Annotated in this window: 16 protein-coding genes; 3 read left to right on the top strand and 13 right to left on the bottom strand. The window is 56.0% G+C overall.

What is annotated here, in order from left to right:
- Nucleotides 1-307: 307 nt before the first annotated feature.
- From AC0L6S_RS03155 to AC0L6S_RS03135, 5 genes are read right to left on the bottom strand one after another with little or no spacing between them, the layout of a single operon-like run.
- The gene (locus AC0L6S_RS03155; RefSeq protein WP_473426970.1) at nt 308-1,936 is read right to left on the bottom strand and encodes an acyl-CoA synthetase; all 1,629 of its coding nucleotides are present in this window, start codon (nt 1,934-1,936) and stop codon (nt 308-310) included.
- Nucleotides 1,937-1,979: 43 nt separating this feature from the next.
- Nucleotides 1,980-3,143 (bottom strand): thiolase domain-containing protein, encoded by a 1,164-nt coding sequence (locus AC0L6S_RS03150; protein ID WP_473426969.1) that lies wholly within the window; start codon nt 3,141-3,143, stop codon nt 1,980-1,982.
- Nucleotides 3,143-4,210: a lipid-transfer protein gene (locus tag AC0L6S_RS03145; protein ID WP_473426968.1), complete on the bottom strand. Its 1,068-nt coding sequence runs from the start codon at nt 4,208-4,210 to the stop codon at nt 3,143-3,145. The genes AC0L6S_RS03150 and AC0L6S_RS03145 overlap by 1 nt, the downstream gene beginning before the upstream one ends.
- A gap of 3 nt (nt 4,211-4,213) precedes the next feature.
- Nucleotides 4,214-4,729 (bottom strand): Zn-ribbon domain-containing OB-fold protein, encoded by a 516-nt coding sequence (locus AC0L6S_RS03140; RefSeq protein WP_473426967.1) that lies wholly within the window; start codon nt 4,727-4,729, stop codon nt 4,214-4,216.
- Between the two features lie 11 nt (nt 4,730-4,740).
- Nucleotides 4,741-5,181, bottom strand: a complete 441-nt coding sequence (locus AC0L6S_RS03135) for a Zn-ribbon domain-containing OB-fold protein (protein WP_473426966.1) — start codon at nt 5,179-5,181, stop codon at nt 4,741-4,743.
- Nucleotides 5,182-5,461: 280 nt separating this feature from the next.
- Here AC0L6S_RS03135 and AC0L6S_RS03130 point away from each other — a divergent pair, with 280 nt between their 5' ends.
- Entirely contained in the window at nt 5,462-6,367 is a 906-nt protein-coding gene (locus AC0L6S_RS03130; RefSeq protein ID WP_473426965.1) for a VOC family protein, read from the top strand.
- Between the two features lie 33 nt (nt 6,368-6,400).
- On the opposite strand, the gene AC0L6S_RS03125 is transcribed toward AC0L6S_RS03130, so the two are convergent.
- Entirely contained in the window at nt 6,401-7,435 is a 1,035-nt protein-coding gene (locus AC0L6S_RS03125) for a phosphotransferase (protein WP_473426964.1), read from the bottom strand.
- Between the two features lie 36 nt (nt 7,436-7,471).
- Nucleotides 7,472-8,221: a transporter substrate-binding domain-containing protein gene (locus tag AC0L6S_RS03120; RefSeq protein WP_473426963.1), complete on the bottom strand. Its 750-nt coding sequence runs from the start codon at nt 8,219-8,221 to the stop codon at nt 7,472-7,474.
- 99 nt (nt 8,222-8,320) lie between these two features.
- On the opposite strand from AC0L6S_RS03120, the gene AC0L6S_RS03115 reads away from it, so the two are divergent.
- Both AC0L6S_RS03115 and AC0L6S_RS03110 read left to right on the top strand, forming a co-directional pair.
- Nucleotides 8,321-9,112 (top strand): SDR family NAD(P)-dependent oxidoreductase, encoded by a 792-nt coding sequence (locus AC0L6S_RS03115; protein ID WP_473426962.1) that lies wholly within the window; start codon nt 8,321-8,323, stop codon nt 9,110-9,112.
- 104 nt (nt 9,113-9,216) lie between these two features.
- Nucleotides 9,217-9,795 (top strand): YSC84-related protein, encoded by a 579-nt coding sequence (locus AC0L6S_RS03110; protein WP_473426961.1) that lies wholly within the window; start codon nt 9,217-9,219, stop codon nt 9,793-9,795.
- A gap of 87 nt (nt 9,796-9,882) precedes the next feature.
- Here AC0L6S_RS03110 and AC0L6S_RS03105 read toward each other — a convergent pair whose 3' ends face one another.
- The 6 genes from AC0L6S_RS03105 to AC0L6S_RS03080 form a co-directional block, all read right to left on the bottom strand.
- Nucleotides 9,883-10,284: an L-rhamnose mutarotase gene (locus AC0L6S_RS03105; RefSeq protein ID WP_473426960.1), complete on the bottom strand. Its 402-nt coding sequence runs from the start codon at nt 10,282-10,284 to the stop codon at nt 9,883-9,885.
- Complete coding sequence (locus AC0L6S_RS03100) at nt 10,281-11,408, bottom strand: mandelate racemase/muconate lactonizing enzyme family protein (RefSeq protein ID WP_473426959.1); 1,128 nt, start codon at nt 11,406-11,408, stop codon at nt 10,281-10,283. The genes AC0L6S_RS03105 and AC0L6S_RS03100 overlap by 4 nt, the downstream gene beginning before the upstream one ends.
- Before the next feature lie 30 nt (nt 11,409-11,438).
- Nucleotides 11,439-12,764, bottom strand: coding sequence for an L-fucose:H+ symporter permease (fucP, locus tag AC0L6S_RS03095; protein ID WP_473426958.1), 1,326 nt, complete (start codon nt 12,762-12,764; stop codon nt 11,439-11,441).
- A gap of 512 nt (nt 12,765-13,276) precedes the next feature.
- Nucleotides 13,277-14,125 carry a fumarylacetoacetate hydrolase family protein gene (locus AC0L6S_RS03090; RefSeq protein ID WP_473426957.1) on the bottom strand — a complete coding sequence of 283 codons (849 nt, stop codon included), beginning with the start codon at nt 14,123-14,125 and terminating at the stop codon, nt 13,277-13,279.
- A gap of 39 nt (nt 14,126-14,164) precedes the next feature.
- A complete protein-coding gene (locus AC0L6S_RS03085; RefSeq protein WP_473426956.1) occupies nt 14,165-14,905 on the bottom strand; it encodes an SDR family oxidoreductase in 741 nt (246 codons plus the stop codon).
- Between the two features lie 39 nt (nt 14,906-14,944).
- Complete coding sequence (locus AC0L6S_RS03080; RefSeq protein ID WP_473426955.1) at nt 14,945-15,775, bottom strand: amidohydrolase family protein; 831 nt, start codon at nt 15,773-15,775, stop codon at nt 14,945-14,947.

Genomic DNA, 15,775 nt, shown 5'->3' with positions numbered 1-15,775 from the left:
GTCTTGCTTATTTATTTTTTGGTTCGCAGGCTTGTGTATTTAGGGTTTGCTGGTTTGGGTCGCAGTAGGTCGACGCTGGTTGGGTAAGGGCCCCCGCTCCTGGGAGGGCTGAGATACTCGTCGCGGGAGCCCTTACCCAACCAACGCCTTGCATCCTGTCGATACGGTTCTCGCCAGCACACAGAATTCGCAGGCTCAGGCGCGGTGGGTGCAGGGCCCACAGAGTGAGTATCTCAGCCCTGCGAACCCTGTGGGCCCTGCACTCACCGCGCCAACGATCCCGCTAACAAAGGCGCACAAAAGACCATCAAGCGACCTTATGCGACCCCGCCAATGCGATCTCCAACGCTTTCGGATAAGCAGGCTTACCACTGGGCGCGCGAGGCACTTCGTCAACCACGTGTAACTCGCGCGGCACCTTGTAACCGGCTATGTGTTGGCGCACGTGTTCCTGCACGCCACTCAATGTCAGGGTGGCATCACCGCGCGGTGCTACGACGGCGGTTACGCGACTACCGAAACGTTCGTCCGGCGTTGCCACCACCAGACAATCAAAAATATCGGGGTTGGCCTTCAATGCCTGCTCTACCTCTTCGGGAAAGATTTTCTCGCCGCCGGAGTTGATACAGTTGGAGCCGCGGCCGTAGACGGTGATGGTGTCATCCTCTTCGAGGCGCGCTTCATCGCCGAGCAACAACCAAGGTTTACCATCGACGTCGACGATGGTTTTCGCTGTTTTCACTGGATCGTTGTAATAACCGACGGGGATGTGACCACTGCGCGCGAAGATGCCCATCTCGCCGCGCTCTACATGGCGATTTGGCTCGCCTTCGATATCGGTGATGACAGACATGAATTCGCTCTTGGTGATATTGCCAAGGCCCTGGCCCTTTTTGCCGCCGCCATCGAAACCCATGTTGCCGCTCTCGGAAGAACCGAAGGAATTGGAGATAAACACGTTGGGGAAAATCTGCCGGAAGGCCTCCTGCTTGCTCTCTGAGAACACTGCGCCTCCCGAGCCTATGTTAAATACGGAGCTAAGGTCCCAGCGATCGGGATTGGCATCCAGGGCATCCAGCAAAGGCACTGCCATTGCATCGCCGACAATGGAAATAGAGTTCACCTTCTCTTTAGCGACGATATCCCAGACCTCTTCGCCAACCAGCGAACGACCGGGGTTCAGCACCACGGAATTACCGGCCAGCAACTGTATGCAGGCATACCACCAGCAGGCGCCGTGCATCAGCGGCGCCAGCGCCATACCGACGATGGGAAAATCCCCCACGCGCCCGGCAATCTGCTCCGGTTCGGTGATCGCGCCGTCCGGATGGAACCAGCCACCCCCTCCCATTGCAGCGAAAAATACGGCTTTGTGCGGCCACATTACGCCCTTGGGCATCCCGGTAGTGCCGCCGGTGTAGAGAATGAACAGATCGTCATCGGAGCGCTCGGCAAAATCGCGCTTGTCGCTTTGGCCCTGCATCGACGCTTCATACTCTATGGAGCCGATCGCGACGGGATCACAGCCGGAATCGTCTTTCACGTAGATAAAGGTTTTCAGGTCGGGCGCGGATTTACGCACCTCATCGATATGCGGCGTGAACTCCTGATTGTGGATACAGGCGACCATGTCGGCATTGTCGAAAATGTACAGCAGTTCATCCTGCACATAACGGTAATTGACGTTTATCGGCACTGCGCGAATTTTGAAACAGGCGAGCATCCCCTCCAGGTACTCGTTGCAGTTGTAGAGGTAAAGGCCGACGTGATCGCCAGCTTTTACGCCCTGCTCCGCAAGATAGTGTGCCAGTTTGTTGGCTCGCTGCTCTAACTCCGCATACGAAGCGCGCTGTGAGCCACACACCAACGCACTGCGCGTGGGTACCTTGTCCGCCACCATTTCATACAGATCGGCGATATTGTAATGCTTGGCCATTGCCAGTGTTCTCCCTTGTCCTGAGTGTACCGGTGTACCGCGGTTACGATTTATGCGAACCGACAACCCACATTGAGAAGAATTGTGCACCACCACCATAGGCGTGACCTAATGCCAGTTTCGCACCCTCCACCTGATGTGCACCGGCATCGCCGCGCACCTGCCTGGCAGCCTCGGCAAAGCGGATCATGCCGGAGGCGCCAATGGGGTTGGATGACAGTACACCGCCGGAACAGTTCCACGGTATATCACCGCCCTCATCCAGCGATGTGGCGCCTTCCATCGTGAGCTTCCAGCCTTCACCCTCGGGTGCAAAGCCGAGGTTTTCCAGCCACATGGGCTCGTACCAGCTGAACGGTACGTAGACCTCAGCGCAGTCGAGGTCCTTGCGCGGATCGGTAATACCCGCTTGCTGATAGACATCGGCAGCGCAGTCGCGACCGGCCTGCGGATTCACCATTTCACGCCCGGCGTACATCGTGGGCTCCGAGCGCATCGCTGTACCGCGAATCCAGGCCGGGGGTTTCGGTGATTTCTCCGCCAATTCTTCATTGGCAATGACCATGGCACAGGCCCCGTCGGAGGATGGGCAGGATTCCAGAAAGCGAATTGGATCCCACAACATGAAAGATTCTTCAACCTCCTCCATGGTGATATCTGGCTTCTGCAAATGTGCCAGTGGGTTGCGCGCGCCGTGCAAACGATCTTTCACAGCAACCTTGATGCCGACGTTATACGGCGCGTTGGAACGGCGCATATACTCGCGGATGATGGGTGCAAAATATCCGCCCGCACCGGCGTTCAAGTGCGTGGAGAACGGCTGTGCATTGGACAGCGCCCACATCGCATTGGATTCTGACTGCTTCTCGAAAGCCACGGTCAGTACCCGTTTAAAGGTGCCGCTTTGTACGTGTGAAGCGGCCACCAGCGCCGTCGAACCGCCGACGGAACCGGCCGTGTGCACGCGCAGCATGGGCTTGCCATTGCAGCCCAGCGCATCGGTCAGATACACCTCCGGCATGACAACGCCCTCGAACATGTCCGGCGCCTTGCCAATAATGACTGCATCGATATCATCCCAGGTGAGCTCTGCATCGCGCAGCGCATTCAACGCCGCTTCCCGCACCAATCCGGCAATCGAAACATCAGTTCGTTTGGTCATGTACTTGGTCTGGCCAATGCCGACCACTGCTGCCAAATTAGCCATTATGCGTTCTCCCCTTTCTCTAGTACCGCTACCAGGTTGTGCTGCAGACAAGGACCTGAAGTCGCGTGAGCGATGCCCCTTTGCGCCTCACCTTTCACGATACGATTAAAGACTTCACCAATACGCGACAGACCGGAGGCCATCATCAGGTTGCCGGCCAATACGCCCCCGCTGGGGTTGACCTCAGTTTCTTTATCCAGCCCCAGAGCTCTGGTTAAAATCAGTTCCTGATGGCTAAACGGTGCATAGAGCTCGGCCACATCGACCTTGCCAGTGTTCATACCGGCATGATTGGCTGCCATACGTGTCGAAACGGAATCAGTAAGATCGCGCATGCCCAGATTGTGGGTCTCGATACAGTGATCGATACCACTGATGACAGCATAGGGCAGGCCCCACGCTTTAGCCTGCTCGACCGTGGCGATAATCATCGCGCTGGCACCGTCGGATACCGGGCTGCAGTCACCCTTGCGCAACGGTGACAGGTAAGTCTCTTGCGCGAGGACATCCTCCACAGAGACATCGCCAGACAACTGAGCGTGAGGATTATTCATCGCATTACGACGTGAGCGCGAGACGACTTCCGCCATATCCCGCTCTGTGATCAAACCCTGATCCAGCATCATTCGAGCCTGCAGTGCGGCCAGCGAAATGCTGTCTACCCACAGGGGCGCCAGATAATAGGGATCCAGCTGTTGCGACAACACCGTGGGCAATTCGCCCGGCGAGGACTTGCCGAAGCCATAGATCAACGCGGAATCCGCGTGACCCATACGAATTTTCAGTATGGATTCGTACAGCGCCCAGGCCGCATCCATCTCAACATGCGATTCCTTGATCGGCGGCACCGCGCCGAGTGCGTCAACACCGGAGACAAAGGCAAAGGCCGCGCCCTGCAGGTAGTCGCAACTGCCGGAGCAGACGAAGTCGACATCCTGTGCACTGTTCAGGCTGGCCTGTTCAAAAGTGCGCGCCAATACTGGCATGATCAATTCAACTTCGTTGACCGCACCGGCGTCGGAGACGCTGTCACTTTGCTGGTAGGCAACTACTGCAATATCTTTCATAGCTTATCCCTCCCAGCCGGTAACAGGTAACTTGCCAATTTTCTCTACCGGCACATCCGGCTCATCAATCGGTTTGAAGTAACGTATATTATTCATTGAGTAATCCCATTCGGATTCTGGGTTCCACACGCCCTGCACACGCTGGCCGATGTGAACTTCCTCGTTCACACATTCGCTGAGCAAGTGAATGAGGGAGATGTTGGAGCCGTCCAGCACCAGGTTGGCCACAACGAATGGCGGCTCAATCGGGTTGCCCGGGATCGGGATGGAAACAATGGTGAAGGATTCGACGGTGGCCTTGTCAGACAGTTGCACCTCTTCCTCAGTCGGTACGCCACACAGCGCGCATGAACCGCGCGGCGGCACATAGACCGCCGAACACTTCGGACAACGCTGCCCGGTCAAAACGCCTTTTTTGAGCTGCGAAAGATAGCGCGCGGGAGCCTTGCCTGCGGTGAAATTGTATTTCAGGTAGACCGGTGCATTGATGCCGGTTACTACGTCCTGTTCTTCGCTCATAGTTTGCTCTCCTATACCAATTCGAAGCAGCGAATGTCGGTGATGAAGCCAACCGTTTCATCAGCCCACACGGCGCGAACACGCGCGCCGGTGGCAATATCACTTTCAGCGGCGGCTGCCACGCAGTGAACCATCGGCACATCGGCGCCATCGAGTTTGATCATTGCCCACGCAAAAGGCACCTGCATCGGATGCGACTCGCGCGGCTCCTTGACCCAGGCAAAGCTGACAATCTCGCCCTGCTCACCCACATCGACGAACTCGCTGAGTTCCTCGGCAGTGTCGGGGTCATACTCCATCGGCGGCACAATCACCCGGCTGTCGCTGGCCTTGATACCAACGATCTTGCGATTCTTGAGTTCAGTGAGGAAACGACCGATCACCGGCCCGGTCGAGCGGGTGTAGGTATAACCAAGTTCAAACGCCTGGTTGAGAATTTCTGGTTGCGACACAGTCACAGCCCTCCGTGGTAGCGGTACAGGATTGGACGGCCAGTATCAGCGAGGCACAGCAGTCACTCAATGACGCAAAGGATCATGTGAAAATGACATTTCAGATCAATTCGACAAATGCAACAAGGCCACACCCCGCATCCCGTCCCTGCGTACGGCTAAAATCACGCTCAATCAACGATTAAGCTGCGACAAAGGTTGATTAAAAGGTACCGGCAACGGCAGAATGCCGACTCGCCTTTTCACTGCGACACCGAACGACTACACGAGGAGTACACCTATGTCTGTCTCAGCTGTTGGATATTTGAGAATAGCGTCAACCGATACAGCGGCCTGGATGGATTTCGGCACTGGCGTGCTGGGTCTGATGGATGCACAGCGCGAGGACGATGCCGGCGCGCGCTTCCTGCGCATGGACGACCACCCGTTCCGTTTCATGATTGAGCCAGGTGATGCCGACAAGTTGATCGCAACGGGACTTGAGTTTCCCAATGAAACCGCGTGGCGCTCAACCATCACTGCATTGGAAGATGCAGGCCATAGCGTGGAGGCCGGATCGCCAGAGGATGCACAGCGCCGCTGCGTCACTGCATTTTGCACAGTACAGGACCCTGCGGGTAATACGCTGGAACTCTACTGGGGCCGCAAGCTGGACTATGTGCCACTGTCTTCCCCCACCGGTGTCGAACGGTTTATCACCACCTACCAGCAATCCGGTGATATGGGGTTTGGACACGCCGTGTTGCCCGCGCCCAATGTCGAGGAATGTGTCGATTTCTACACCCAGTTTATCGGCACTGGCCTGACCGACACATTGTACCCACCGGGAATGGACGGACTACAGATCAAGTTCATGCACGCCAACAATCCGCGCCAACACTCCGTCGCGCTGTTCAGTGGCCCGCATCCGGCAGGTATTGTCCATATGATGGTTGAAGTGCAGACTCTCGACGAGGTCGGCCTTGCGATGAAACGCGCGCAGCAGGCAGGCGTACATTTTCTCGCCACACTCGGACGGCACGTCAATGACAATATGTGCTCGATCTACATACTCGCGCCGGGAGGCATAGCAGTGGAGTACGGCTACGACGGGCTGCTGATTGACTGGGAAAATTATGTGCCCACCGTCAGCGTAGAAGGGGACCTGTGGGGGCATGAGTACAACTTTCCCGGATTAAGCGAATAGCATCCGGGCAGGAATAGGCCAGGCGGTTTCAGGCTATAGCGCCGTGCGGATCGCCGCAACGCTCCCAAGAGTATCCAGAGCGCGATGCAGGCGCTCCATCGATGCCTTCAGGTAGTTGACCGGCTGCCACGCATCGCCCATGGCCAGCGTCACGGCGGCGCCCATCCAGACATAGGCGGCATGCCACTGGTACTGCTGCCACAATTCGGCTTCAGTTGGCGCTGGCACACCCAGCGAGAGCAGTTGCTCGCGATAGTATGCCAGCATCTCTCTGCCATGCCGCTGCTGATCCTCGGGCGTTAGGTATCCGGCCAGGAAATAACCCACATCACGCATAGCCGGGCCATGGGCCACCATTGCCCAATCAAGGAATCCAGGCTGACCTGCATCGTAGAACAGGTTACCGTCGTGCACATCGCCATGAATCAGCGTGGGGTCGCCGCGCAGCCACAGTTGGTGAATAGCGTCGGTTTGCGCCAGGTATAACTCTCCCATCTCCCGAAATATCGCCGGCATACTGTTGCTATACAGCTGCAGTGCCCGGTCAATCAACTGCGCACCGATTTCATGCTGCAATGGCGGCTGTATCCAGGCGAGATCTGACGCAAAGCGCGGCGATTTCCAGTACGCGGCATGCAACCGGGCAAAGGCGACTAGTATCTGGCGGATAAAATCGAGGGAGTAGCGCTTGCTGGCATTCTTGAACGTGCAGCCGCTATCAACGAGGTTTTCCAGCAACATAATATAGGCTTCACCGGCCTCATCGCTGGCGGCAAAATAACAGTGCGGCACGCGAATCGGCAGCTCTGCTGCCAGGCGCTGATAAAACATCGCCTCGCGCCGCCCCATCCCACTGGAGGTGACGAACAGCCGCTGCTGTTCATCCGTTGGCGGTAATTTGACGAAAAACCGCCGCGGCAAATTCACGGCTTTACCATAATCCAATTCAATCAGGGCGCGTCCTGTGGTACCCGCATGCGCATCGAGAACGGTGAATTCCAGTACCGGACGTTGCAGTACCTCTGACAGCCAGTCGCAGGATAGACCGCTCAAATTTGATGGAATCACCGGTATTGACCTCGGTTACTAATTGGCCACGTATTACTAGCGTACCTCAACGGTAACCGGAACCCAGCGATTGAAAATGTAACCCAGTGTGCCGTTGCGCTTGAGTGTCTTCAATGCATCATTGAGTCTACCCGCCAGCAGCGTGTCGTCTTTGCGCACTGCCCAGGCGAGTTCCTCCTTCGTCAGAGGCTTATAGAGGCTGATCAGGTCACCGTATTCGCCGGAGGTGGCCAGCTGCCAACTGGTGGGGGCATCATGTATATAGAGATCGATTTCATTGTTGCGCAGCCCGGCAAACGCCGCGGCTGAATCCTGATAAAAAGTCACTTTTGCTTTCGGGAGTTGGGCATCGACATACTCGGCACCGGTGGTGCCCGGTTCCACGCCTATTCGGACACCGTCGCTGAACATCGCCCATGGCTGCGAGAAGTGCCCCACTTTCTCGGTACTCATGATCGCCATTTGACCGACCTCCATAAAGGGGTCGGTGAACAGGACTTGCGCACTGCGCTGCTCAGTAACACTCATGCCCGACATGATAATATCGATATCTCCGGCCTGTAGTGCGGGTATGAGTTGCGTAAAAGGCATATCGACCAATGTCAACTCCTGACCTATCAGGGCGCCGACAGCTTTAGCATTATCGGCCTCAATTCCGACAATCTGCCCTTCCTGTTTATAGGCCATTGGCGGATAATCCGCTGACACTCCGACCCTGAGCCCGGCCGCTGTAGCGCCGACCGCAACAATAGTAAGAAGGGCTGTAAATAGTAGTCTGACCAACATGGGCTACCTCTGTGTCTTTTTCGGGTCTGGTTCAACAGTGCGGATCACAATGTAACACTGCTCTGCACAGCTAGGGAAGTCATCACGGAGGTCGCCACCATGCAGCTCACTTGCAACAAACGTACAGCACTGATCACCGGGTCCGATCGCAATACCGGCTACGTCATTGCCAGCACCCTTGCACGCGCTGGTGCCAACGTCATCCTGCACAGCAATCACAGCGATGGCAGCGCTGCCAGGGCCGCTGCAGAGCTTGGGTGCAAGCATGCCGTCGAGGGCGACATCGCTACCGATGCAGGCTGCCAGGCTGTGTTCTCACAGCTGCAAACACAGTCCCTCAATGTCGATATTCTGGTCAACAATTACGGCACAGCCAGCTTTGCCAAATGGGATACCGCAGGCAGTGAAGACTGGCTGGACATGTACCAGAAGAATGTTCTGTCGGTGGCGCGCCTGGTACAGGGTATTGTGCCGGGAATGAAAGACCGGGGATGGGGCCGGATAGTCAATCTTGGAACCATTGGTTCACACCGCCCTGGCAGGATCATGCCGCACTATTACGCGGCCAAAGGCGCCCTGGCCAACCTCGGGGTCAGCCTTGCCCAGGACTTGTCCGGCACGGGTATCACCGTAAACACGGTGTCACCCGGCTTGATCAGAACACCGGAGCTGGAAGCAGGCTACCGCGCCCGCGCTCAAAAGAAGGGTTGGGGTGATGACTGGCAGGAGATTGAACGCCACATTGTGGCGGAGGACTTCCCCAACCCCGTGGGCAGATTGGCGACCCGCGAGGAAGTGGCCGACCTCGTCACCTTCCTGTGCAGCGAGCATGCGGGCTTTATCAACAGCCAGAACATCCGTGTCGATGGGGGCGCCATCGCCCACGTTTAGCGCGCTGGGACCGATTATTGTGCTTGACGCTCCAGAGCGCGTTTGCCATGCTTCCGGCAATGCCAGCCACACCCCATATCACAACGCAAATAAGGAAATTCATCATGAAAAAACTAGTTCAGGCCACACTGGCTTTTCTCTTCATCAGTCTGTCGAGTCTCTCCGCACACGCAGATGAATACGATGACGCCATCAACAGCTTCAGGGAAGCTGGCGAAAGCGGCGTTTATTTTGATAAGAGTATCGGCTACGCGGTGTTCCCCACCATCGGCAAGGGTGGCATCGGTATCGGCGGCGCTCACGGTTCGGGCCGGGTCTACAAAGAAGGCGAGCTGATCGGCACCGCTGATATGACACAGCTGACAATCGGCTTTCAACTCGGCGGAGAGGCATTCAGCCAGATTATTTTCTTTGAGAACGAGGCTGCACTCGACAACTTTACATCAGGTAATTTTGAGTTCAGTGCGGACGCCAGCGCGGTCGCGATTACTGCCGGTGCTCACGCCAGCGCCAATACCGGTGGCGGCGCCTCTGCCGGGCTCAGCGGCGGTCAAAATAATGCTGACACCACGTCTCTGGGCTATCGCAAAGGCATGGCGATATTTACAATCGCCAAGGGTGGTTTGATGTATCAGGCAACACTGGGCGGACAAAAGTACAGCTTCGACCCCATCGAGGACTAGTCACCATACGGTGAACGCAGCCTCACCACCCATCAGTAAAAGGTCGCAGCCCCCGGTTGCGACCTTAGCGGCTGTCCTGCAAGCCACTCACCGTATAAAAAACACTCGCTCCATAGCGTTCCAATTCGCACCGGGCTCACGCCCTGGTAATTGGATCTGACAGGGATCTGTCTCGCGCCACCAGCGCTGGGTTTCTGGCTCTGCCGCTACCGAGCGCATATCCTGCTCATAGTCACTACCGGTGTATTCAAAATAGCTGAACAAATACTTTTTGCCCTCGAGTTCGGTAATGAAGATAGAGTAGCTGCGTATGTTGAATTTAGCGAGACACGCAGTTACGGAATCCCAGGCGTTGGCATGTAACTCACGGTAAACTTTCTCCATCTCCGGTTTCAAGCCGATAACTGAGCCGAAACGCTGTACACCATCTTCGCAGGACTGGGGATTGGTGACACCGTAGACGGCATCAGCTTTATGAGAGTCAGTCATGTTGTTCCCCCGCCCTTTCGTATCACTGCCGTGTGCGCGTTGATTCTTCGCTTGTTGATCTGCTCCCAGTCCCAGTTGATGCCCAGGCCAGGCTCGCTCGGTGCCAGCGCCTCGCCGTTGTCGATCACCAGCGGCTGTGTGGTAATTTCATCGAGCTGGGGAATGTACTCCACCCAACGACCATTGGGCACTGCGCACACCAGCGATACATGCAGTTCCATCAGAAAATGCGGGCACACCGGCAGATTGAAACTCTCCGCCGTATGCGCCACTTTGAGCCAGGGTGTAATGCCCCCTACCCGGGCAACGTCAACCTGTACGATAGAGCAGGCGCCGCGCTGCATAAATTCGCGGAAATGGCCGATGGAATACACTGATTCGCCGGTGGCGATGGGCAGCGTTGTGGCACTCGACAATCGTACATGTCCTGACAGGTCATCGGCTGGTAGCGGCTCCTCCAGCCAGGCCAGATCAGCCGGTTCAAAACAACGCGCCCGACGAATGGCCTCGTCAACCGTAAAGGCCTGGTTGGCATCGGCCATAAGCTCCCAGGCCGGGCCCACTGCTTCGCGCACGGCCATGATGCGCTGCATATCCTGCGCTACATGTGGTTTGCCGACTTTTACTTTCGCACCGCCAAAGCCGCTCGCCTGCGCTTCCAGCGCATCGTCCACCAGCTTGGCTTGCTCTAAATGCAGCCACCCGCCTTCTGTTGTATACAGCCCTACCCGATCTTTCGCGCCGCCGGCAACAACATGCAGCGGCAGGCCCGCCTTCCTGGACTTCAGATCCCATAGAGCGGTATCAATAGCCGCCAAAGCCAGCGCCGTGATAACACCAACGGTGGTGGCATTGCTGGAGAATTTCAAATCGCGCCAGATAGACTCAATACATGCTGGATCGCGCCCCAGCAGTTGCGGCGCCAGATGATCGCGCAACAAGCCCATGACCGAGCTACCACCTGAACCAATGGTGTAACTGTATCCCACCCCCTCGGCACCGTCGGAATCAATGATCCTGACCAGAGGCGTCTCCTGACTCACAAAGCTCTGGATGGCGTCGGTGCGCTTTACCTTGGGCACCAGGTCAACCATCGACAGCTCTACTCGCTCAATTGTACTCATAGTCAATACCATCTCCGGTAGGTGTGCACGCTAAGCCGCTTGCCCGGCTGTTTGCCGCCCGCTCTGTTGCAGCCCGCCCAATCGGGTAGACAACCACACCATAAAATAGCAGGCCAACGGCACCGCATATGCCCACTGGACAGACTGGCTATCAGACAAGTAGCCCATTATTGGGGGAATAATCGCGCCGCTGATAATGGTCATAATAATAAACGAGGAACCCATCTCAGCATTGTCACCCAAATGCTCCAGACCCAGGGCATAGATAGTGGGAAACATAATCGACATAAAAAAGCTGGTGGCACCCAAAGCGACCACTGCAGTTATGCCACTGGTCATTAACGCGATACACACCAGGCCAATGTTGATGAGCGCGTAAATGCCCAGTAACCTGCGCGGCGCAATAAACTTCATCAGATACGTGCCGATAAAGCGTCCCACCATAAACGATAACAGGCTGGCCGAGAGGTAATACGCCGCCATTTTCTCCGGTGTCAGCGGCGCCACCTCTTTGGTGAAATCGATAAAGTAACTCCACACGCCAATTTGCGCGCCAACGTAGAAAAATTGCGCAACAATGGCCCAGACAAAACTTCTGTGGCTAAAGACACCGGCCAGAGAAGATTTGTTATCCGCATTGGCGCGAGCTCTCGGGGCTGGAAACCGCGTGAGCGCCACCAGCGACGCCACAAAAAGCAAAAGACCCGCAAGACTTAGATAGGGCAGTTGTACCTGCCGTGCCTCCAACGCACGATATTCCAGTAACGCCTGGGGCGACAAGGCAGCGATTGCATCCGGCGAATGTTCAATGCCCGAAAAAATAAACACGCCGCCAATCAGCGGCGCTACAAAGCCCCCAAGGCCGTTAAAAGACTGGGCAAAATTGATCCGCCGGGCCGCTGTAGCCGGATCGCCGACCAGGGTGATGTAGCCACTGCCGGAGGTTTCCAGAAAGACAATACCGGTGGCGATGATAAAAAGAGCAATCAGGAAAAAGCTGTAATTGCCAACTTCCGCCGCCGGGTAAAACAGCGCTGCACCCAGCGCGTAAAGCAGCAAGCCAATCAGAATTGCCCGCTTGAATCCCAGCTTCTTCATCGCGTACCCCGCAGGTATTGCGGCAAAAACATAGGCGAGGTAAAACGACACCTGAATAAAGCTGGCCTGCCCACGGGACAAATCCAGGGCCTTTTGAAACTGGCGAATCAAAATGTCGTTCATATTGTGCGCAATTGCCCACATAAAGAACAGACTGGTCACCAGGACAAATGCAGTGACATACTCTGAAGGTATCACCCGGGATGCTCGTTGATCAACGCCGCTGTCAACGCCACTTTCAATGCCACTGAGAGACATAACAGCCCACCCCCATCACCCTGAGAACAGGGTTGTCATTGTTCGCTGTACAAAGCTAGCGCAGGCTTGAGATACCCCTCGAATCTGCTTTGTGCAATCGAGCGAACTTGGTTTTTATGTATTTGTCGTCTGTATACTAAGCCATACTTATACTATCTGGAATACATTTCGTATGCGGATGGTACTGGAGCGATGTGAGCCCCATACCTGAAAAAGGTAATGAAGCGCTTGTCGAATTACCGGTGAGCGGAATCACCAGCATCGATTCTCCCTGAGTAGTTTGTGCTCAAGCCCATTGGGTAACAGCGCCTTGCAAACATCATGCAAGCGCGCTCAAACCCACTGTTTTTTATGGCTCCGATGAACACCGTTGCACCCGGGGCGCCATGATGATGCATGTCACCGTGCAGACTCCCTCAGAACTTTCTGACAGTGACGACCAGTGCATTTTCAAACAAGAAGTTGGGGTAGCCGTTTATGCTATTTATGCCCACCACCAGCCACTATCCCACTCATTCACCCACTGCAACCACAACCTGCTCCTGCACCCCAAGCCCCTCAATCCCCAACCGCATACGATCACCCACTTCAAGATACTTGGGCGGCTTTTGCCCTAACCCAACACCGGGCGGTGTGCCGGTTGAAATCACATCTCCAGGTTGCATGCTCATAAACTGGCTGAGATAGCTCACAATATAGGCGGAATTGAAGATCATGGTGCGGGTATTGCCATTCTGGTAACGATGCCCGTTAACCTCCAGCCAGATAGACAGCTGGCCGACGTCTTCAATCTCATCCGGGGTTACCAACCAGGGGCCAAGCGGGCCGAAGCTGTCGCAGCCCTTGCCCTTGTCCCACTGTCCATTGCGCTCCAACTGGAAGTGTCGTTCCGACACGTCATTGATCACGCAGTAGCCCGCCACATGATCGAGAGCGTCCTTCTCACTGATGTACACACCCCCTTTACCGATCACGATCCCAAGTTCCACTTCCCAATCGAGTTTGGAAGAACCCACCGGTTTGATCACATCGTCATTCGGCCCGCAAATCGCACTGGTCCACTTGTTGAACACCACCGGTTCATCCGGAATCGGCGCGCCCGATTCGCGCGCGTGGTCTGCATAATTCAGGCCAATACAAATAAACTTTCCGACGCTACCCACACAGGCGCCAATCCGCAGATCTGGTGCAAGCAGTGGCAGTGCCTCTATGTCGGCACTGGCAATCGTCGCCAGCCCCTCGGGCGTTAGCGTCTCTGAACCAATATCATCAACAATGGCGGAAAGGTCTCTCGCTCTACCCTGTTGATCCAGAATGGCCGGTTTTTCACAGCCCTTTTCTCCTACGCGTAGTAACTTCATTTCGTATTCTGCAGTCCTGTATTATTCGTGAGGGTGGTATCAGCCGTTGCTCCAGCCACCATCGATGACATGAGCGTGGCCGGTGGTGTAACCTGATTCATCGCTGGCCAGATACACGGCCAGGTTAGCGACCTCTTCTGGCAGGCCGATGCGACCCATCGGTTGCCGGGCGACGAATTCGCTGCGCGCCTTGTCGTAATCACCGGTGGCAGCGAGACGTTGTTCCAGCGACGGTGATGCAACGGTACCGGGGCAGATAGCGTTGCAGCGAATACCTTGCATGATGTAATCGGCTGCCACTGATTTGGTTAAACCAATGACGGCGGCCTTGGTAGTGCCGTAAGCGCATCGTCCCGGAGCGCCGATAATCGAACTGGCGACGGAAGACATATTGATGATGGAGCCTCCACCGTTCTCGATCATGCCCGGCAACACGGCACTAATAGTGCGGTACATGGATTTGACGTTGAGGTTGAATGAAAAATCCCAGTCGTCTTCACTGCACTCCAGCAACGTTCCGGCATGCACGAAACCGGCGCAGTTGAACAACACATCAATCGCGCCCCGCTCACGCACAAAAGCCTGCACGGCGTTCGTATCTGTCACATCAAGAAGCGCAGTTTGAATGGCTGGTACCTCTGCTGACAGTGATGCCAGTGCGTCCTCCGCAATGTCTGTCGCCCACACAGTCGCTCCTTCAGCAGCAAACGCTGTTGCCGTGGCTCTGCCTATGCCAGCGCCGGCCGCCGTTACGACACAGGTCTTGTTTTTCAATCGCATGGTGTGTTGATTCTCCTTCGATGGCACCAGCGGTGCGCATTAATCCAGACCGTAAAAGTTTTTCGCGGTGTCACCAAAGATCGCAGCTTGCTCCGCACCCGTCAGGTGTTGCAACAACCGCTCCGATTGTTCCAGCCAGTTCCCGTAGTCGCCGGCCAGCGTCAGCACCGGCCAGTCGCTACCCCACATAAGCCGCTGCGCGCCGAAGCAGTTCAACAAATGCTCAGCATAGGGCCGCAGCGAACCGTCGTGGGTCCGCGCTCCCGCCTCAGTGAGCAAACCCGAAAGTTTACAGCAACAGTTCGTTCCTTTGGCCAGTGCGGCTATGTTGTCTGCCCACGGCTGCCAACTGGCGGCTGCGATATCCGGCTTCGCACTATGGTTTATCACGCACGCTAACTGTGGATGACGATCAAGTAATGTCCGCAGGTTCTTAAGGTGTATGGGTAGAACCAGTGCGTCAAATCGCAGTCCCAACTCAATCAAGCGCTCGAAGATGGGTGTGAGACTGCCGCTCAGCATCCAGTCTGGGTCGGCGATATTCTGGATCATGGGCCGCACACCGAGCAGGTAAGGATTACGCTGCAATCGATCAAGATCAGACAAAGCCGCATCAGGGTCATCCATATCCACCCAGCCGACAACGCCCGCGATAAAAGGGTGCTTGTCGGCCAGGGCCAACAGGTATTCCGTCTCGGCTACCGTCGCAGCGGCCTGTACCAGTATCGTCCGCCGCACACCGGCCGTTGCAAGCAGTGGCTGCAGATCCGAAGGCTGAAAATCCCGGTACAGCACTTCCAGCTCGGGGGTCAACCAGTCGTAGTCTCCCCGCTGCAGGCTCCAGAAATGTTGGTGGCTATCTACACGCAT

It is taken from the genome of Halioglobus sp. D3-4 (assembly GCF_055809315.1).
Note: the sequence above shows the minus strand (reverse complement) of the source record. Positions and strands in the feature narration are given on the sequence as shown.